Source organism: Paeniglutamicibacter sulfureus, from assembly GCF_030512175.1.
In the GTDB taxonomy this organism is placed as follows: domain Bacteria; phylum Actinomycetota; class Actinomycetes; order Actinomycetales; family Micrococcaceae; genus Paeniglutamicibacter; species Paeniglutamicibacter sulfureus.
Map to the genome: position 1 here is coordinate 29075 of NZ_JAULBL010000002.1, position 18126 is coordinate 47200.

Genomic DNA, 18126 nt, shown 5'->3' on the forward strand with positions numbered 1-18126 from the left:
ACGTTTCGAGAGGCAAGACATGACCGAAACCATGACGCACACCGATACCGTGCCGCTGCGCCTGCTCATTGACGGCGAATGGATCGACGGCGCCGGTGCGGGCCTGGAATCCACCTCGCCCGCCGATCCCGGGCACGTGGTTGCCGCCGGCGGCACCGCCACCGAGGCCGACGTGCGCTCCGCCATGTCGGCCGCACGCGCGGCGGCAAGCGGCTGGGCTGCAACGCCCATGGCCGAGCGCGGCTCGTACCTGGCCCGTGCCGCGGCGATCATCACTGCCAACGCCGATGCATGGGGCGCCGAGCTGGCCCGCGAGGAAGGCAAGACCGCGGCGGAAGGCAAGGGCGAGGTGCTGCGCGCGGCCCAGATCCTTACCTACTATTCGGCCGAGGGCGACCGCCTGGCCGGGGAGGTCTTCTCCTCCCCGCGCCGCGGCGAGCAGATCCTGGTCACCCGCAAGCCGCTGGGCGTCGTGGGAGTCATCACCCCGTTCAACTTCCCGATCGCGATCCCGGCCTGGAAGATCGCCCCGGCACTGGTCTTCGGCAACACCGTGGTGTGGAAGCCTGCCTCCACCGTGCCGCTGCTGGCCATGCGCCTGGCGCAGGCACTGGTTGAGGCGGGGCTGCCGGCGGGCGTGCTGAACCTGGTCATCGGACCCGGGTCGCTCGGCAACGAGATCGTGAACCACCCCGACCTGGACGGACTCACCTTCACCGGATCCACCGGGGTGGGCAGGAAGCTCGCCGCGGCGGCCGCCGCGGCCGGAGTCCCGATCCAGGCGGAAATGGGCGGCAAGAACGCCTCCGTCGTGCTGGATGACGCGGATGTGGAACTCGCAGTGGAGCAGGTACTCTTCGGGGCTTTCCGCTCCACCGGCCAGAAGTGCACCGCCACTTCGCGGCTCATCCTGCAGGAGGAAATCGCCGATGCCTTCCTGGCACGCTTGCACGAACGCCTCAGCGAGTGGAAAACCGGGGACCCGACGGATCCCTCCGTCCACATGGGGCCGGTGGTCTCGGGCCCGGCCGCGGAGCAGATCCGTGCCGGCATCGCCGCCTCGATCGCCCAGGGAGCGGTCGTCACCTTCGAGGGCGATGTCGCGGGCCTGGGGGATGCCTTCGTGGCCCCGACGGTCCTTGAGCTGCCCGCCGGGGAGAACAATGCCTGGAGCGAGGAGTTCTTTGGCCCCGTGCTGGCAGTGCGCAGGGTGGCAACCACCGAGCAGGCGTTCGAGCTGGCCAACGACTCCGAATACGGCCTGAGTTGTGCGCTGTTCACCCAGGACCTTTCCAAGGCGCTGGCGGCCATGGAGAAAATCGACGTGGGCATCTTGCACGTGAATTCGGAATCGGCGGGCGCCGACCCGCACGTGCCCTTTGGCGGGGCCAAGAAGAGCGGGTACGGGCCCAAGGAACAAGGCGGCGCGGCGAAGGAATTCTTCACGCACACCACCACGGTGTACCTGCGCGGAGCGTAGGAAACGAGGTTTGGGGCACCCGCCGTCATCCAGCCTGACCGGATGCGGCGGATGCCCCGGGTCATGTCTAGGATGGGCAACGGGCATGGCAGAAACGTGATCCAGCGAACAATTGACGAAAGTGCGGAGCCTAAATGAGCGCAGAGACCGGCATCGAGAACATTTCCACCATCCTGGTCATTGGAGCGGGGACCATGGGGCGGCAGATCGCGATGACCGCTGCCCTGGCCGGGTTCGCGACCATCATCCAGGATATTTCCGCCGACGGCCTTGCCGCGGCGCGCACCGAGCTCGAGGGTTGGGCGGCCTCGCGGGTGGCCAAGGGCAAGCTGGAGCAGGCGACAGCCACCGCGGCGCTGGAGGCGCTTGGCTACAGCACCGACCTGGACTCCGTCGCGACAAAAGCCGACTTCATCATCGAGGCCGCCACCGAGCGCCTGGACATCAAAACGCAGATTTTCGAGAAGCTCGGCGTGCTGGCACCGGCCCACGCCATCCTGGCCACGAATTCCTCGACCCTCGGTTCCTCCAAGGTCGCCGAGGCTACAGGCCGGCCCGCACAGGTGTGCAACATGCACTTCTTCAACCCGGCCCTGGTCATGAAGTGCGTGGAGGTCGTGCGCCACGAAACCACCAGCGATGCAACGGTGGAAACCACCATGGAACTGGCGCGGCGCCTGGGCAAGGAGCCGGTGCTAATCAATCGCGAGGTCCCCGGATTCATCGCCAACCGCCTGATGGGCGCGATCCAGCGCGAGGCGCTCTTCCTGGCCGAATCGGGCATCGCCAGCATCGAGGACATCGACACCACCGCCCGCACGGCGCTGGGCCACCCGATGGGTCCGTTCGCGCTGATGGACTTGGTGGGCCTGGATGTCATCGACTTCATTGCCCAGGCCACCCACGCGGAAACCGGCGCGGTCGAGGACGCCCCCAACGAGCGCATCGCGGCCCTGGTGGCCGAGGGCAAGCTGGGACGGAAGTCGGGCGCCGGGTTCTACGACTACAAGGGGTAGTGGGAAACCGTTTTGTCCCGGCCCGGGCACTGCCGCGTGACAGGCGTCCGGGGTTGCTGACACCGGCGCCGTGGGCCGTGGGCCTTATGGTTTCTGGCGGCGAACTTCCTCGACAAGAGGTGCAGGGAGGCCGTTCGACAGGGGCGAAATCACGGCACCAGTAGAGAGGGAACTAAGTGTCGCGTGAAGCATGACACAAGTCACAGTCACTGCTATGGTCGGAGCAAGTCCATGGTTCGCTTTACCCATGGTAGCTATCGACCGGACGCGGGGTTGAGTGGGTGACTGGCGGTTCCGGGCACGGGAGGTTTTCCGGTTCACCCATGTGAAACGACAGGGAGTCACAGCTGTGAACCACCAGACGGCCGGCTTTGAGCACAAAGACGGCAGCCGGGGACAGCAGGTCTCCGCAAACTTTTGACTGTTTTGTGAACCAAGCACATTGATGATCTGAAAATGTCGGAGGACCCCTCATGGGTGGAACGATCGCTTGGCCGAAAGGGCAGATTGCCCACGGAAGCTAAGCTGGCCTGCACACAGCGAGCCAGCTGACCCGGACTTCGGCTCCTGACGCTGATACGCAGGCCGCTTTGTTGCGTGCCCATCATCGATCGTTCGTACACAGCGCTTTCCGCTCGGCGGGAAGTAGGAGGAAGCGGCATGACCGCCAAACCAACCACAGACTCCCAGTGCTTGATTACCGTTAACGGAGCGGTGCGGGAATTTACCGGACCAACGCATACCAACGCCCTGGACTTCCTGCGCGGTGAAGGACTTACCTCATGCAAGGAAGGGTGCGCCGAAGGTGAATGCGGGGCCTGTTCCATCCTGGTGGCCAGAGCAGACGGCGAAGCCACACGCTGGACCGCACTAAACGCCTGCCTCCTGCCGGCCGCTGCCCTTGACGGGCAGGAGGTGATTACCGCCGAAGGGCTGGGGGACCGCACCCGCCTGCATCCGGTCCAGCAACAGATGGTCGAGCACGGTGGATCCCAATGCGGTTACTGCACCCCGGGATTCGTCTGCAGCATGGCCGCCGAATACTATCGACCGGAGCGGGCAACCGCCGCAGGCGCCCCGCCGAATGAAGAGGACGCAGCAGACCAGCACTGCGGGCCAAATGGGTTTGACCTGCATGCGCTTTCAGGCAACCTGTGCCGGTGCACCGGGTACCGGCCCATCCGTGATGCCGCCTTTGCGCTCGGCACGCCGGCGGTGGATGACGCGCTGGCTGCCCGCCGCGACCAGCTGGCTCCGGCCGTCGTGCACACAGACCTGTCTCGCGCCGATACCCCCACGGGCCAGCTCGGCCGCTACCGGAGGCCCGGAACCCTGGAGGAAGCACTGCAGATCCTGTTCGAGGAACCCGGGGTGCTGCCCCTCGCCGGTGGAACCGACTGGGGCGTGGAGGTCAACATCAAGGGGGCACGGGCCCGTTCCCTGCTGGCCATCGACCGGCTGAGTGAACTGAGGCAACTGGATGTGACTGACACGCACATTGAGATCGGGGCGGCTTGCACGCTCAGTGAACTGGAACGTGGACTGCACGGACGGATCCCACTGCTGGGCAAGCTCTTTGGCCAGTTCGCTTCCCGGCTCATCCGCAACAGCGCGACCATCGGCGGGAACCTGGGCACCGGCTCACCCATCGGCGACACGGCTCCGGCCTTGTTGGCCCTGGACGCCGAGCTGGTGCTTGGCTCGGTGACGGGCCAACGGGTGGTGCCATTGGCCGACTACTTCACCGGGTACCGACAAACGGCCCGTCAGCCCGGCGAGCTGATCACCGTCATCCGCGTCCCGCTGCCCCTTTCCGGATTGACCTCATTCCAAAAAATCTCCAAGCGCCGCTTTGACGACATCTCCAGTGTGGCCATCGGCTATGCCCTCGCTGTCCAGAACGGCATCATCACCAAGGCGCGGATCGGCCTGGGCGGGGTGGCGGCCACCCCGTTGCGCGCGACCGCCACCGAAGCGATGCTCGAAGGCCGGGCATGGGACCTGGAAACCATCCGCGCCGCGGCCCAGGTCATGGGTGAGGAAGGAACCCCAATGGATGACCACCGGGCCAGCGCCGAATACCGGAAGGCGATGCTCGAATCCTCGTTCGAACGGTTCTTCGCCGCACAACTGCAAGTCGCCCATTCGTTGAAGGGAGAAGGCAAATGAGCCGGTTGTCCCAACGTCCCGACCGTCCCATCGTCGGGGAAACCCATCCGCACGAGTCGGCGGTGGGACACGTCACCGGAAGTGCGTTGTACACCGATGACCTGGACCGGCGGTTGGTCGGAGTGCTGCATGCCTACCCGGTGCAGTCAACGCAGGCGCACGCAAAAATCCTGAAAGTGGGTATCGACGGGGCCTACCGGGTTCCCGGCGTGGTCCGGGTGATCACGGCATCGGACATCCCGGGGGTCAACGACCAAGGTGCCAAACGCGACGAACCGATGCTGCCGGTGGACGAGATCATGTTCTATGGCCAGCCTGTGGTGTGGGTGCTCGGCGAGGACCTGGAAGCTGCCAAGGCCGGGGCAGCCGCCGTTGAAGTGGACTACGAACCGCTCGACTCGTTGATCACCCTGCAGGATGCGATCGCCGCGCAAAGCTTCCACGGAATCCAGCCCGTGATCGACAAGGGCGACAGCCAAGCCGCCATCAGGGACGCCGCGCAGGTGTTTGAGGGGGAGTTCGAGTTCTCCGGCCAGGAACACTTCTACCTGGAGACCCAGAACTCGCTGGCCATGGTGGACGAAATCGGCCAGGTGATGATCCATTCATCCACCCAGCACCCCACCGAAACCCAGGACATCGTCTCCCACATACTGGGGATCCCCGCGCACCGGGTCACCGTCCAAGTGCTGCGCATGGGAGGCGCCTTCGGCGGCAAGGAAATGCAGTCGCATGGCTATGCCGCGGTGGCAGCCCTTGGGGCCTTGCTCACCGGGCGGCCGGTACGGGTGCGGCTGGACCGCACGGTGGATATCACCATGACCGGCAAACGCCACGGCTTTCATGCCAGCTGGAAAATCGGTTTTGACGACGAAGGAAAGATCGTGAGCCTGGATGCGACGCTGACCGCTGATGGAGGGTGGAGCCTGGACCTGTCCGAGCCGGTGCTGACCCGGGCGCTGTGCCATATTGACAATGCCTACTGGATACCAAATATCCGGGTTCACGGCCGGGTCGCCAAATGCCACAAGACCTCGCAAACGGCTTTCCGCGGTTTCGGGGGGCCACAGGGCATGCTGGTCATGGAGGACATCCTGGGCCGGGTGGCCCCGCAACTGGGGATGAGTGCCAGGGAACTGCGTCGTCGAAACTTCTACGTACAGGGGCAGGACACCCCGTACTACCAACCGGTGCGACACCCCGAACGGATGGAGGCCGCCTGGCAGCAGCTGCTGGACGGTGCGGAGATTGAACGTCGCGAAGCCGAGATTGCCCGATTCAACGGGAGCCATGAGCATGCAAAGCGGGCCTTGGCCCTGACACCGGTGAAATTCGGGATCTCTTTTAACCTCACCGCGTTCAACCAGGCCGGCGCCCTGGTGCTGGTTTACAAGGACGGATCGGTGCTGGTGAACCACGGTGGCACTGAAATGGGGCAGGGGCTGCACACCAAGATCCTGCAGGTGGCAGCCACCACCCTCGGAGTCCCCCTCGATAGCGTGCGGATCGCACCGACTCGTACCGACAAGGTTCCGAACACCTCGGCTACGGCGGCCAGCTCGGGCAGCGACCTGAACGGCGGGGCCGTGAAGGATGCGTGCGAGCAGATCCGTGAACGGCTCGCCGAGGTAGCGGCCGTAAAGCTGGGTGTTCCCGCCCACGAGATCAGGTTTATCCGCGGTACGGTCTCCAGCCTCAGTGGACGCGAATCCATCGGCTGGAATGAACTGGTTCATGCCGCTTACTTCCAGCGGGTCCAGCTTTCGGCAGCAGGTTTTTACCGGACCGAAGGGCTGCACTGGGACTTGGACATCATGAAGGGGGAACCGTTCAAGTACTTCGCCTATGGGGCGGCGGCCAGTGAAGTGGAGGTCAGCCGTTTCGACGGTTCGTACACCTTGCGCCGGGTGGATGTGGTGCACGACGTGGGGGATTCGCTCTCCCCGCTGATTGACCTGGGACAAATCGAAGGCGGATTCGTGCAGGGGACGGGGTGGCTGACCCTGGAGGACCTGCGTTGGGACACCAGCGACCGGCCCACCAGGGGACGGCTGGCGACTCAGAGCGCCAGCACCTACAAGATCCCGAGCCTGTCGGAAATGCCCGAGGTCTTCAATGTCTCGCTCCTGGACAAAGCCCATGAAGAGGGTGCGGTCTATGGTTCCAAGGCCGTGGGTGAGCCCCCACTGATGTTGTCACTTTCGGTGCGCGAGGCCCTGCGCCAAGCCATTGCCGGTTTTGCCGAGCCCGGAACCAGTGTGTGCCTGGCTTCGCCGGCCACGCCCGAAGCGGTGTTTTGGGCGGTTCAGGCGGCCCGCGAGCACAGTGCATTGATCAGCGGGCGATCATCATGACCTGGATTGATGCGGTGATGCGGCTGCGGTCCCAGCGGGTCCCGGCGGTTTTGATCACCGTGGTTGGTGTGCGCGGGCATGCACCGCGCGAGGCCGGAACCAAGATGGTTGCCACCCTTGATGAGCTTTTTGAAACCATAGGTGGCGGCAACCTGGAGATGACCGCGGTGACACGGGCCCGGCAAATGCTCACCGAGTCGCTGCACGTGCCCGAAACAATGACCTTGCGGCTGAATGACAAGGCTCCGGCGACCTATGGTCGACAATGCTGTGGAGGAGAAGTGACGATCTTGCTTGAACCGATGGCCGTACCCCCGGCGGTGGCGATCTTTGGCGTTGGCAATGTGGGTCTTGAACTTGCCCGCATTCTTTCTCGGCAGGACATTGAACTGTATTTGAGCGATTCCCGCGAGGAAAACCTGCAGGGGCTGAACGCACTTGAACCGGCGGTGGCGCGGATTCATCCGAAACCGGCCGTCATTGGCGAAGAAGTGCTCAGTCGGTTGCCTGGTGGAACACACGTGCTGATCATGACCCATGACCACGCCGAGGATTTCCACCTATGCGATGCCGCGTTGCGGCATCCGAATCTTGGCTCGATCGGCCTGATCGGGTCCAACGCCAAATGGCAGCGATTCCGCAAGAATCTTGCGCAAAGCGGACATGAGGAAGCCGTGATTGGAAGGATCGACTGCCCCATCGGAGACCCGGAGGTGGTGGGTAAGGATCCGGCCACGATTGCGGTGAGCGTAGCAGCCGACCTTCTCAAACGAATGATCAAGGTCAACGCCGTCAAGGTCTGATCACCACCCGTCCGTCCCCGCGGGTGTGGGGCCGCAAACGGCGATATCCAATTAATTCCCATTGAACCGCCGACAACGCCGAAAATAACGCGACTGCAGTACCTAGTCTGCCTCGGGCTGTGCCCCAAGGACGAAGTGGCGCCCCGAGATGCCGGTGACCTCGATCTTCACCCATGATTCCTTTTGAGTGGGGATCCAAGGGGATACCCCGGAGCTGCGGGCCACTTCGATTTCCTTGCTGGTTTGCAAGTGGTGTGCCTGGCCGTGCACGACCACCGACCACGCTTCGTCGGAGAGGATGCCGTCGGCTTCGAACGCGACCGCATCGTGTACCGTGAGGGCCGCAAGTTTTTCGCCCGGCCCGGTGCGGAGATAGATGGTCTTGTCCAACAGACCGAAGTTCACCGGGAAGATATCGATGGTGTTGCCCACGGCGGTTGCCAGCCGGCCGTGGCTGGTCCTTCCGAGTAGGCCCCAGGACTCCTCATCTGTCAGCGTTAGCACTGGCTGGTCTGCATCATGGTTGAACATCATGCCCCCACACTTCTATGAAGTGTGAATAAATACCAGTGTGTCGAGGATTGCCGCCCTATTTCATGCCATGGCGGCGCGTCATCCTTTCGATCCACCGCATGCCACCAGCTCATGAAAGACTGGGGATCATGGTCAAGGAAACAGGATCAGAACGCGCCCGGCACATCGCAGCACGCTTCGAGGATCGCCTTTACGAGCTTCGCGCAGAGAGCGCCCGCGAACGTGGGCTGATCCCTACGGTGCTGCCCTACACCGGATACGGCTTGTCGGATCCGGAGAACGGCTGGGTGCGCATCTTCGCCCGGGTGCTGCTGGCCAAGCCCGGCGCCTTCGAAGACGGGCGCCACCTCGCGAAGGTCATCACGGACGGCGTGCGGGGCTGGCGTAACTTCATGTCACCGATCCTGCCCCACGGCGAGATCGAGGCCCACATCAACGGCGAACGCTTCAAGGTGCAGGCAGACCGCGGGGGAGTGGTCGATGTCCGCGTGGCCGCCTCGCTGGAACCCGGCTGGAACGAGATCAGCCTGCACGTCGAGGGTGGGCCCACCGTCACCGCGCCGATTGTGGTCGTTGACGGGAAGCAGGAGTTCGGGGTGCTCTCGGACGTGGACGACACCGTGGTGGTCACCGCGCTGCCGCGCCCGCTGCTGGCGGCGTGGAACTCGTTCGTGCTCTCCGAGCACGCCCGCCTGGCCACACCGGGGATGCCGGTGATGATGGAGCGGCTGATGCGAGACAAGCCCGGCGCCCCCACCTTCTATCTCTCCACCGGTGCCTGGAACGTCGCCCAGACCCTGACCCGGTTCCTCTCACGCAACCTCTACCCGCAGGGCCCGCTGCTGCTGACCGACTGGGGCGCCACCGAGCGCGGCTGGTTCCGTTCGGGCATGCAGCACAAGGCCGACCAGTTGCGCCGTCTCGCCGCCGAATTCCCGAACATGAAATGGCTGCTGATCGGCGATGACGGCCAACACGACCCTTATCTCTACGCCGAATTCGCCCGCCGCTATCCCCGCCATGTCGAGGCCATCGTCATTCGCCAGCTGACCCCCTCCGAGGCGGTGCTGGCCGGTGGGCGCAGCCAGGGGATCCTGAATTCCACCCCCGGAGTGCCCTGGGTCTACGAGCCCGACGGGTCGCGCATCGCCGAGAAGCTGGAGGGCCTGGGCATCATCAGCCCCGACGATCCGGCAAGGATCGACTGAATGTCCGGACACAAGATCCGCGTCGAGGTCCCCATGCGCTGGGGAGACATGGATGCCTACGGACACATCAACAACGTGAACCTGGTCCGCATGATGGAAGAGGCGCGCATCGCCGGCTTCGGGGTGCCCGGCGGCACCGGAAAGCCCGGCATCATGCCGCAGGTCGACCTGTTCTCCACGGTCCCGGAAAACACGCAGATCCTGGTCGTCGAGCACCGCGTGCGCTACCTCAAACCGTTGGACTACCGCAACGTCCCGGCGCACGTGGATTTGTGGATCAGCACCATCAAGGCCGCGAGTTTCGACATCAGCTACGAGTTCCACGATCCGGTGGACGGCGGGGTGTGCGTTCGTGCTGCAACCACCCTGGCATTCTTCTCCGTTGACGAGCAGCGATTGCTTCGACTTAGCCCGGGGAACAAGGAAGCGCTGGCGCAGTACGCGGCCGACCCGATTTTCCGCTAATGCTTTCTCTTTCCGGACGCAATGGACAATCGTTGCCGTGCAAGGCCTAATGCCCAGCCCCGCCTAGGAACACGTCGAACCGTCACATTGAGACAAGCCTTGGACTCTCCCGTGCAATGCGTTGCTATTGTTCGGAGCATGAGCACCGAAACTGCACCTCAGGCAGACACCGTGTCCTTGGACGGCCGAGTATTCTGCGGCGTTGAGAATTCTGCAACAGGAGAAGTAGGGCAATCCACCACATTTACCTACCACCAAGATCACGAAGTGGTTTGGGCAGAGTACTCCGGTGGTGCAGTCGTCCGAGGCTATCTCGTCGGCACTCGCAATGCGGATAAATTGAACTTTCGCTACGTTCACCTTGGCGCTAACAAGGAAACCTCAACCGGAGTTTGTGAATCGGTCATCGAGGTCCTTGACGACGGTCGGGTACGTTTCCATGAATCGTGGGCATGGGAATCCCGACCGGAAACGGGAAACAGCATTGTCGAAGAGCTGAAGCAATAGCCCGTTCTAAACCACCGAAAAAGGGGTGGCCCGCCAAGCACCGGTGGACTGCGACCGCCAACCTTGGGTCCACGGCCGTCTCAGCCGCCCGGAATCCTAGGAAAGTTGCAGGTTGCCCGTCAGGGACTCGAAGTCGCGGGCCAATTCCTCATCGCGCTCGAAGGTACATGCAGAGAGCGGTTCGGTGCTGAAGGAAAAGTAGCGCAGCCCGGCACTGTGGCGCGGATCGGCGGGAAGCGCAATCGCGTTGCTGTGGAAATTCACCCGCCCAAGTGAAATCCCCGGAGCCGGCTGCGGCGCAATGCGCAGCAGCTGCACAATGACCGGCAGGTCGTGGGCGAACACCTGGTGGTGGGTGCCTCCGGCAAAGACATGCAGTGTCAGGCCCTGGGTCAGGGACATCGCGACCTCGATGTCAGCGGGCGCCCAAAGCGTGGGGCGGGCCATGAGGCTCCTGATCGCCCGGGGATTGGTGCGGTGTCCGGAGTGGAACGAGATACAGGTGTCGATGGAACGTGACTCATTGCGCAAGGTGGTGGCGCCTTTCGTGTGCTCTTGTCCCCAAGGCAGCGGCTGCTGCCAGGACCGCTTCGTCATCCGAACCACCCTTGAAGCATGGGGTTGGTGTCGCGCCGGGTCGGAGCCCAAAGCTGACGCGTATCTCGTGAAGCTAATTTCATCCTACCAAACGCCCGGCGACGTTTTAGAGTGAGTGAATGAGACTCATCTTGATCCGCCACGGGCAGACAGCCTCCAATGTGGCCCAGGCCCTGGACACTGCGGCCCCCGGCGCGCCGCTGGACGAGACCGGCCTGGCCCAGGCACGGGAACTCGTCCGGAGGCTCGGTGCCGAGGATGTGGACGCGGTCTTCTCCTCGCCGTTGCTGCGCGCCAAGATGACCGCAACGCCCTTGGCCGATTCCCGCGGACTTGTCCTTGCCGAGCACGTGGGGCTGAGCGAAATCTCCGCCGGTGACCTGGAGATGCGCAACGACCCCGAGGCCCAACTTGCCTACCGCGAAGTGTTTTTCCGGTGGCTTTCCGGCGACCTTGCCGCCAAGGTTGCTGGCGGCGAGGATGCGCACACGGCACTGGATCGATTCAACTCGGTCATCGAACAGGCGCGCGCAGCTGGGACCGGAAAGCTGGTCGTGGTCAGCCATGCCGCAATGCTGGTGACATGGCTTGCCTCCCGAAGCACCAACTTCGACCCCGGCCTGCTGAGCCCGCTGCCACTGGCCAACACCGGAGTGGTGACGCTGGATGCGGTAGCAAGATCGCGGTGGACCATGCGCAGTTGGCAGGACCGGCGTCTGGACTAGAAAGTCCCGTTCTGCAACCGGCGATGCCGCCCGCACGGCGCCGAAACGTCGTGGGGGCGGCAATTCAGGATCGGCGTCAGTCCTCGAAGGAAAGCTTCGGCGGGGTGGTGCGGAAGCCCTTGGTGCGGATGGCCAAAAAGCCGATTCCCGCGGCGAACCACATCAGTCCCACCACAAGACTGACGCCGGAGAGTGAGGTCCACAACCAAATGGTCAGCGCGAATCCCACCAGGGGCATGAGCAGGTAGAGCAACACCGAACGGGCACCACGCGCCTTAGCATCCATGAAGAAGGTCTTGATGACCGAAAGGTTCACCATGGAGAACGCAACCAGGGCCCCGAAGCTGACCACCGAGGCCGCAGTCTCCAAGCTGACGAAGAGGTAGGTCAGCGACACCGCGGAGACCACGAGGGTGGCATAGACGGGGGTGGAAAAACGGCGATTGAGCATGCCCATGCGGCGCGGCAGCAATCCGTCACGCCCCATGGAGTACAGGATTCGGGTCACGCTGGCCTGCGAGGCCATGGCCGAACCAAATGACCCCACAACGTAGACCGCCACAAAGATCGCGGTGAGCACCGAACCGCCGACCCCTGCCATGAGCTCGACGCCCGCGGCATCCGGATCGTTGAAGGTGGTGTGGTCCGGGTGGATCAATGCCCCGGCCCAGCCAACGACGATGAAGATCAGGCCGCCGGCCAAGGTGGTGAGCACGATCGCGGCGGGAATCGTCTTGCCGGGATTCCTCGCATCCTCCGACAAGGTCGAAATAGCATCGAATCCCAGGAACGAGAGCGAGAGGATGGCAGCGCCGGAGAAGATCGGGCCCAGGCCGTCGGCGCCAAAGGAGAACGGTGCCAACAGGCTTGGGGCATCGGCGTTGATGACCTGGTTGAGCACCAGCGCCACGAAGATGCCGATCATGAGCACCGAGGAGGCGACCACCGTGGCGCTGAGCCGGCCGATGAACTTGATGCCGATGATGTTCAGGCCCAGCACCAGCACGAGGGACACCAGCGAGAACGCCCAGGCGGGGACCGCAGGGAACTGCGTGTTGAGATAGATGCCGATGAGCAGAAAATTGATCATCGGGATGAACAAGTAGTCGAGCATCAGCGTCCAGCCCGTGGCAAAACCGACAGTTCCGCCGAAGGCCTGCTGGGTGTAGGCGTAGGCGGATCCGGCCTGCGGCACCGCCCGGGACATCTGGGCGTAGCTGAAGGCCGTGAACAGCATGGTCACCAGTCCCACGATATAAGCGGCCGGCAGATGTCCGTTGGTCACCCCGGTCACCACGCCGTAGGTGGTGAACACCGTGACCGGCGCCATGTACGTCAGTCCGAAGAGCACCAGGAAAGGTATGCCCAGGACCCGCTTGAGCTCGGTGGGACGGGCGCCGTGTATGCTGCCGGATGCCGGAACATGAGCCGAGATCTTGGTATTCATCGTATTCCGTCCAATGCCGGTTCGGGTGTCGTCAGGTGGGTGGGTTTGCCGGCAAGCCAGGTGCCAAGGACCTTCACGCCGGCCACGTCGTGTTCCGCGATGGAGCGTGGATCGCTCTCCAGCCAGACCAGGTCCGCGATCTGCCCCGCTGCCAGGGTTCCGCGTTCGTGGTCGGCAAAGGCCTGGTAGGCGACCTGGGCGCTGTAGGAGTCCAGGGCATCGACAACGCCGTAGGGGGCCCCGGCCAGCGGAGGAATGTCGGGGTCGGACAGCCCTGTGCGGGTCACTGCCGTGCCGATGCCCGGCATCGGGTGGTGGTGTGTGACAGGCCAGTCGCTGCCAAAGGACACCCTGACGCCCGAGGCGGCGACCTCGCTGATCTGGAACTGCCGTGACGCCCGTTCGGCTCCAAGCCGTGGGAAGGTCAGTTCGGTCATGACGGTGTCCCGCTGGGCCCACAGCGGCTCGAAGTTCGCGATGACGCCCAATTCCCTGAACCGTGGCAGGTCGGTGGGGGAGATGGACTGCAGGTGGGCCATGACCGGTCGGCGGTCGCGTGGGCCGTTGGCGGCAACGACCGCCGCAATGGTGTCCAGTCCCTGACGAACGGCGGCGTCTCCGATGGCGTGCAGGTGCAATTGGAAACCCATGGAATCCACGGCGATCGCCGCATCGATGAGTGAGTGGTCTTCCCAATTGGGCAGGCCGCGGCTGCCGGGGCAGTCCGCATAGGCATCGATCATGTGGGCCGTGTGCGATTCAACGATCCCGTCCAGGAAGAACTTGATGGTGTTTGCGCTGAGCAGTTCCCCGCCGGCGGCGATCACGCGGTCCCTGGCTGCGGCAAATTCGGGCAGTTGCCCTGCCCAGCGCAACGGGTCAGCGCGGAAGGCAAGGTTCACCCGGGTGTGCAACGCCCCCTGTCGTGCGGCGGCGAGGTAGGCGTCGAGGGATTCCGTTTCCACCCATGCGTCTTGCACCCAACTGACACCGGCCCGGGCAAATGCCGAGGTGGCCCGGCTGAGGGCGGAGACCAAGGTGTCCTGGCCGTGTGCGGGAACATGGGCGGCAACCAGGTCGATGGCGCCGGGTTCGCACAACGTCCCCAGGGGAGAGCCGTTCGGGCGACGGATGATACGGCCGAGCTCGGGCTCTGGCGTGTCCGAGGTGATCCCGGAAATTTCCAGTGCCCGGGAATTTACCCATACCGTGTGGTAGTCCCAGGCGCGCAAGAGTACGGGGCGGTCGGAAACGACGCTGTCGAGCCATCGGGCATCGAAGCATCCATCTTCGGACAGTGTTGCGTCGTAGCTGGCACCGACGATCCATTCGTCCCCGGGGTGCTCGTCCGCCCAGCGTGCGACTGCGGCCAGGATTTCGTCGAGGTCCGTGCAGTGGCGGATCTGGGGACCGACGTCCTCGAGCCCGGCAAAGAGGGGGTGGGCGTGGCCGTCGCCGAAGGCGGGCCCGAGGTAGCCGCCGCGCAGGTCATGGAGGACATCGGCGATCGATGCCAGGTCCCCGGCGGCCGGACCGATGGCGGTGATGATTCCGTCGGTGACCGCCACGGCGGTCGTTTGCCCCGCAGGGGCACCGGCAACCGAGCCCGAATGAAAGACTGTCAAGGTCAAGGGGTGCAGCTCCCAACTAAATTTAATAAGATTAAATAAACTGTCGCCTACCTTATCTGTGGGCGGAGTCACACGCAAGGGGTTTTGGTGGATTCGTCAGAAGTTCGTCGCGCCGGTCGGCCGCGCACGTCGGTGCTTGACCGCGAAAGGATCCTCGTCGCGGCCCTTAGGCTGCTCAATTCAGTGGGGCCGGAGAAGTTCTCCATGGCAGCGCTCGCCGGCGAGCTTGGGGTCAAGCCGCCCGCGCTCTACCACCACGTCAAGAACAAGCAGGCGCTGTTGGTGGGGATGCGCGAGGTAGTCAATGAGAGCATTGATGTCAGTGGTTTCGGAAGTTTGTCCTGGCGGGAAGCCGTGGAGCGCTGGGCTCGGTCCTACCGGGCCGCATTTTCCGCACACCCAAATGCCATTGCCCTGTTGGCCACCGAGCCCATCACAGGGGCGACTCGAACCTTGGCCATGTATGAATGCGTAGTGCAGGGATTCCTTGCCGCCGGCTGGGAGGCCTCCGCAGTCATGGGCGACATGGTGGCGTTGGAGTCGTTCATCCTGGGATCCGCGCTTGATGTGGTTGCCCCGGATGACATGTTCGATCCCGGCGACGCCGCTGCGCAAACCCCGGGGCTGACCGGAGTCCTCGCTGCGCAGTCTGCGCTTGAGGGCTCGCGCGCGAACCATTCCTTTGAGGTCGGGCTGGCGATCATGATCGACGGTCTGGCCCGGCGCAATGGAGTAGGCATGTGAAGTTGGCATTGGCTTGGTCGATGCCCCATCGAATAGGATAGGTTTACCTTCCCTAATCCAAGAAAGTGGTAATTAGTGAGTACGCAGCGTTCAGCACGTCCGGTTCGGCCCCAGGTAGTCCTCGAGGTTTTGGCGAGCGAGCGACTGAGTCCCCACATGATGCGACTGACCTTCGGCGGGCCGGGGTTCGTGAACTTCCAGGACAAGGCCGTCTCCGACCGCTACGTCAAGATCCTCTTTGCCAAGCCCGAACTCGGGCTGGTTCCGCCGTATGACCTCGATGCCCTGCGCGAGCAGCTGGCTCCGGAAGACTTCCCGGTTCGACGCACTTACACCCTGCGCCACGTGGATCTCGAGGCCCAGACCGTGCAGATCGACTTCGTCATCCACGGCGACCAAGGCCTGGCCGGGCCCTGGGCGCAAAACGCCAAGATCGGTGATCAGATCTGCTTCGCCAGCCCGGGCGGGCTCTACACTCCCGACCCGGCATTCGACCGCCACCTGCTGATCGGCGACGAGACAGCGCTTCCGGCGATTTCCGCAGCCGTCGAGGATATGACGCCGGACATGGTGGGCGACATCTACCTTGAGGTGTCCGGTCCCGAGGACGAGGTTCAGCTGGATGTGCCCGCCGGGGTCAACCTCCACTGGTTGCACCGCGGCGGCTACTTCACCCCGGAGAACACCAAGCTCGAGGAAACCGTGCGCAACTCCGACTGGCACGAGGGGACCGTGCAGGTCTTCGCCCACGGCGAGCGTGAGACCATGAAGTCGCTGCGTGCCTACCTCAACGGGGAGCGAGGGGTGGACCGCAAGGCCATGTCGCTCTCCGCCTACTGGGCCTACGGGCGTGCTGAGGACGAATTCCAGGCCGAAAAGAAGACGCCCATCGGGCAGATCTACCCCGAGGCGATGAACGCCTAGCCAGGTTGCAGGCCGGGGCGACCCCTGTTGTCCGAGGCTCCGGGCTTGGGTGAATCGGTCGACACCGGTGCCAATGGGTCCGAGGCCCACAGGTGGACCATGGCGTAGGACCGGTATGGCGCCCAGGATTCCGCCAATCTGGATGCCTCGCGTTCAGTGATCCTGTTGAGGGCTCGCCTCGCAACCAGGTCGCCGGGCACGAATGCATCCGGATCGCTGCGGCCGCGCATCTGCAGGTAGTCGGCCGTCCAAGGGCCGACGCCGCGCAGTGCCAGAAGTTCGGCGCGTTCCAACGGGATCCCCGCGGTACCGGAAAAATTCTTGGCGTCGAAGCTTTCCGCCATGGCGAACAAGGTGGCCGCGCGGGACTTGGTGAGGCCGATGGTTTCACGCAGCATGTCAACTCCGTGCTCGACCACCGCAGCCGGGGTGGGGAAGAGGCGAAGGCCGTCTGGCCCGTCGTTGCCGTAGGCGCCGACGAACCGTCCGCCAAAGGTCCGGCCCGCCGCCAGGGACACCTGCTGGCCAAGAATGGTGGTGGCTGCGGCCTCGAAGCCGTTGAGGTATCCAATCAGGCGCAGCCATGGCCGGGACCGGACCAGGGGGCCGAGCAACGGGTCGCGGGCGAAATGCCCTTGCATGGGTGCGAGGTCCGAATCCAGGTCAAGCCACGCTCGAACCACGACCTCCAGCTCGTCAAGGCCCCGGGCGTCGGCCTCGGCGCAGGAAAGTCCGACCCCGTCCTCGGCAAACTCCAGCCGGACAGACTTCGGCCCCGAAGCCGTCGAAACCGCCCGGGTGTGCCGCAAGGCGTCGGGTTCGTGGATGTCGAGCGTGGGAATCGAATGGATGCCGAGAGTGCGCATCATGTGCCCGGGGTCCAGCAAGCCGTTGGATTTCAGGAGGCGCGAGCTCATGCCGTCCAGATGCCCGAGGTGCCGCGGCGATGGGATCCCAACAAATGGGTGTCCACGATGCCCAATGCCTCCATGAGCGCAAACATGGTCGTGGGTCCCACGAAGGCGAAGCCGCGCTTCTTCAGCGCCTTTGACATCGCCACGGATTCGGGGCTGGTGGTGGGGATGTCCTCGAGCGCGTTCGGTGCCGGGGTGGAATCGGGCTGGAACGACCAGATGAAGTCGGCCAGGCCGCCGTCCTCGCGCAGTGCGATGGTGGCCTTCGCGTTTTTGATGGTCGCCAGGATCTTGGCGCGGTTGCGGATGATCCCGGCGTTGCCCAGCAGCTCTTCGACCTTCGCATCGCCGAAGCCCTCGATGACCTCGGGGTCGAACCCGGCGAAGGCCTCGCGGAAATTCTCGCGCTTGCGCAGGATGGTGGCCCAGGACAGCCCGGCTTGGAACGCCTCGAGGCTCAGCCGCTCAAAGACGCCGTGCTCATCACGCACCGGCATTCCCCACTCGGTGTCGTAATAGGTGCGCATCATCGGGTCAGTCGCCGCCCAGGACGGTCGGGCGAGGCTGTCTTCGCCAATGATTATTCCGGTGCTCATGTTCCAATCCTG

At 64.1% G+C, this 18126-nt stretch carries 17 protein-coding genes and 1 riboswitch; of the genes, 11 read left to right on the plus strand and 6 right to left on the minus strand.

Features of this window, described 5'->3' with window-relative positions; genetic code table 11:
- Positions 1-19 precede the first annotated feature (19 nt).
- The 5 genes from Q2T94_RS06790 (at position 20) to xdhC (ending at position 7822) form a co-directional block, all read left to right on the plus strand.
- Complete coding sequence (locus tag Q2T94_RS06790) at positions 20-1480, plus strand: aldehyde dehydrogenase family protein (RefSeq protein ID WP_302263399.1); 1461 nt, start codon at positions 20-22, stop codon at positions 1478-1480.
- A 134-nt stretch (positions 1481-1614) separates the two neighbouring features.
- Positions 1615-2496, plus strand: a complete 882-nt coding sequence (locus tag Q2T94_RS06795; protein WP_302263400.1) for a 3-hydroxyacyl-CoA dehydrogenase family protein — start codon at positions 1615-1617, stop codon at positions 2494-2496.
- Between the two features lie 660 nt (positions 2497-3156).
- Entirely contained in the window at positions 3157-4665 is a 1509-nt protein-coding gene (locus tag Q2T94_RS06800) for a xanthine dehydrogenase small subunit (protein ID WP_264268447.1), read from the plus strand.
- Complete coding sequence (xdhB, locus tag Q2T94_RS06805) at positions 4662-7019, plus strand: xanthine dehydrogenase molybdopterin binding subunit (protein ID WP_302263403.1); 2358 nt, start codon at positions 4662-4664, stop codon at positions 7017-7019. Before Q2T94_RS06800 ends, xdhB begins: the two co-directional genes overlap by 4 nt.
- Positions 7016-7822 (plus strand): xanthine dehydrogenase accessory protein XdhC, encoded by an 807-nt coding sequence (gene xdhC, locus Q2T94_RS06810; protein ID WP_302263405.1) that lies wholly within the window; start codon positions 7016-7018, stop codon positions 7820-7822. Before xdhB ends, xdhC begins: the two co-directional genes overlap by 4 nt.
- A gap of 102 nt (positions 7823-7924) precedes the next feature.
- Here xdhC and Q2T94_RS06815 read toward each other — a convergent pair whose 3' ends face one another.
- A complete protein-coding gene (locus Q2T94_RS06815) occupies positions 7925-8356 on the minus strand; it encodes a pyridoxamine 5'-phosphate oxidase family protein (protein WP_264268444.1) in 432 nt (143 codons plus the stop codon).
- Between the two features lie 128 nt (positions 8357-8484).
- On the opposite strand from Q2T94_RS06815, the gene Q2T94_RS06820 reads away from it, so the two are divergent.
- The 3 genes from Q2T94_RS06820 (at position 8485) to Q2T94_RS06830 (ending at position 10536) form a co-directional block, all read left to right on the plus strand.
- On the plus strand, positions 8485-9564 hold the full coding sequence (locus tag Q2T94_RS06820; RefSeq protein ID WP_264268443.1) for an App1 family protein phosphatidate phosphatase: 1080 nt from the start codon (positions 8485-8487) through the stop codon (positions 9562-9564).
- Positions 9565-10029 carry an acyl-CoA thioesterase gene (locus Q2T94_RS06825; protein WP_264268442.1) on the plus strand — a complete coding sequence of 155 codons (465 nt, stop codon included), beginning with the start codon at positions 9565-9567 and terminating at the stop codon, positions 10027-10029.
- Between the two features lie 138 nt (positions 10030-10167).
- Positions 10168-10536, plus strand: a complete 369-nt coding sequence (locus Q2T94_RS06830) for an avidin-fold protein (RefSeq protein ID WP_264268441.1) — start codon at positions 10168-10170, stop codon at positions 10534-10536.
- A 96-nt stretch (positions 10537-10632) separates the two neighbouring features.
- On the opposite strand, the gene Q2T94_RS06835 is transcribed toward Q2T94_RS06830, so the two are convergent.
- The gene (locus Q2T94_RS06835; RefSeq protein ID WP_302263407.1) at positions 10633-11067 is read right to left on the minus strand and encodes a hypothetical protein; all 435 of its coding nucleotides are present in this window, start codon (positions 11065-11067) and stop codon (positions 10633-10635) included.
- Between the two features lie 15 nt (positions 11068-11082).
- A riboswitch (SAM riboswitch) is annotated at positions 11083-11206 on the minus strand.
- A gap of 46 nt (positions 11207-11252) precedes the next feature.
- Here Q2T94_RS06835 and Q2T94_RS06840 point away from each other — a divergent pair.
- Entirely contained in the window at positions 11253-11858 is a 606-nt protein-coding gene (locus tag Q2T94_RS06840; protein WP_302263408.1) for a histidine phosphatase family protein, read from the plus strand.
- Positions 11859-11934: 76 nt separating this feature from the next.
- On the opposite strand, the gene Q2T94_RS06845 is transcribed toward Q2T94_RS06840, so the two are convergent.
- On the minus strand, positions 11935-13305 hold the full coding sequence (locus tag Q2T94_RS06845) for an APC family permease (RefSeq protein WP_302263410.1): 1371 nt from the start codon (positions 13303-13305) through the stop codon (positions 11935-11937).
- Complete coding sequence (locus Q2T94_RS06850) at positions 13302-14936, minus strand: amidohydrolase (protein WP_302263411.1); 1635 nt, start codon at positions 14934-14936, stop codon at positions 13302-13304. Before Q2T94_RS06850 ends, Q2T94_RS06845 begins: the two co-directional genes overlap by 4 nt.
- 87 nt (positions 14937-15023) lie before the next feature.
- Between Q2T94_RS06850 and Q2T94_RS06855 the strand changes: the two genes are divergently transcribed.
- Both Q2T94_RS06855 and Q2T94_RS06860 read left to right on the plus strand, forming a co-directional pair.
- Positions 15024-15680 carry a TetR/AcrR family transcriptional regulator C-terminal domain-containing protein gene (locus Q2T94_RS06855; RefSeq protein WP_302263412.1) on the plus strand — a complete coding sequence of 219 codons (657 nt, stop codon included), beginning with the start codon at positions 15024-15026 and terminating at the stop codon, positions 15678-15680.
- Positions 15681-15755: 75 nt separating this feature from the next.
- Positions 15756-16604, plus strand: a complete 849-nt coding sequence (locus tag Q2T94_RS06860; protein WP_302263413.1) for a siderophore-interacting protein — start codon at positions 15756-15758, stop codon at positions 16602-16604.
- On the opposite strand, the gene Q2T94_RS06865 is transcribed toward Q2T94_RS06860, so the two are convergent.
- Together Q2T94_RS06865 and Q2T94_RS06870 are read right to left on the minus strand one after the other, a co-directional pair.
- Positions 16601-17521: a DNA-3-methyladenine glycosylase family protein gene (locus Q2T94_RS06865; RefSeq protein ID WP_302263414.1), complete on the minus strand. Its 921-nt coding sequence runs from the start codon at positions 17519-17521 to the stop codon at positions 16601-16603. The genes Q2T94_RS06860 and Q2T94_RS06865 overlap by 4 nt on opposite strands.
- Positions 17518-18114 carry a DNA-3-methyladenine glycosylase I gene (locus Q2T94_RS06870; protein ID WP_264268433.1) on the minus strand — a complete coding sequence of 199 codons (597 nt, stop codon included), beginning with the start codon at positions 18112-18114 and terminating at the stop codon, positions 17518-17520. The genes Q2T94_RS06865 and Q2T94_RS06870 overlap by 4 nt, the downstream gene beginning before the upstream one ends.
- Positions 18115-18126: the final 12 nt, after the last annotated feature.

Excerpts from the sequence above, each read along its gene's own strand:
- Q2T94_RS06790 (WP_302263399.1), top strand. The coding sequence starts at position 20 with ATGACCGAAACCATGACGCACACCGATACCGTGCCGCTGCGCCTGCTC.
- Q2T94_RS06795 (WP_302263400.1), top strand. The coding sequence starts at position 1,615 with ATGAGCGCAGAGACCGGCATCGAGAACATTTCCACCATCCTGGTCATT.
- Q2T94_RS06800 (WP_264268447.1), top strand. The coding sequence starts at position 3,157 with ATGACCGCCAAACCAACCACAGACTCCCAGTGCTTGATTACCGTTAAC.
- xdhB (WP_302263403.1), top strand. The coding sequence starts at position 4,662 with ATGAGCCGGTTGTCCCAACGTCCCGACCGTCCCATCGTCGGGGAAACC.
- xdhC (WP_302263405.1), top strand. The coding sequence starts at position 7,016 with ATGACCTGGATTGATGCGGTGATGCGGCTGCGGTCCCAGCGGGTCCCG.
- Q2T94_RS06815 (WP_264268444.1), bottom strand. The coding sequence starts at position 8,356 with ATGATGTTCAACCATGATGCAGACCAGCCAGTGCTAACGCTGACAGAT.
- Q2T94_RS06820 (WP_264268443.1), top strand. The coding sequence starts at position 8,485 with ATGGTCAAGGAAACAGGATCAGAACGCGCCCGGCACATCGCAGCACGC.
- Q2T94_RS06825 (WP_264268442.1), top strand. The coding sequence starts at position 9,565 with ATGTCCGGACACAAGATCCGCGTCGAGGTCCCCATGCGCTGGGGAGAC.
- Q2T94_RS06830 (WP_264268441.1), top strand. The coding sequence starts at position 10,168 with ATGAGCACCGAAACTGCACCTCAGGCAGACACCGTGTCCTTGGACGGC.
- Q2T94_RS06840 (WP_302263408.1), top strand. The coding sequence starts at position 11,253 with ATGAGACTCATCTTGATCCGCCACGGGCAGACAGCCTCCAATGTGGCC.
- Q2T94_RS06845 (WP_302263410.1), bottom strand. The coding sequence starts at position 13,305 with ATGAATACCAAGATCTCGGCTCATGTTCCGGCATCCGGCAGCATACAC.
- Q2T94_RS06865 (WP_302263414.1), bottom strand. The coding sequence starts at position 17,521 with ATGAGCTCGCGCCTCCTGAAATCCAACGGCTTGCTGGACCCCGGGCAC.
- Q2T94_RS06870 (WP_264268433.1), bottom strand. The coding sequence starts at position 18,114 with ATGAGCACCGGAATAATCATTGGCGAAGACAGCCTCGCCCGACCGTCC.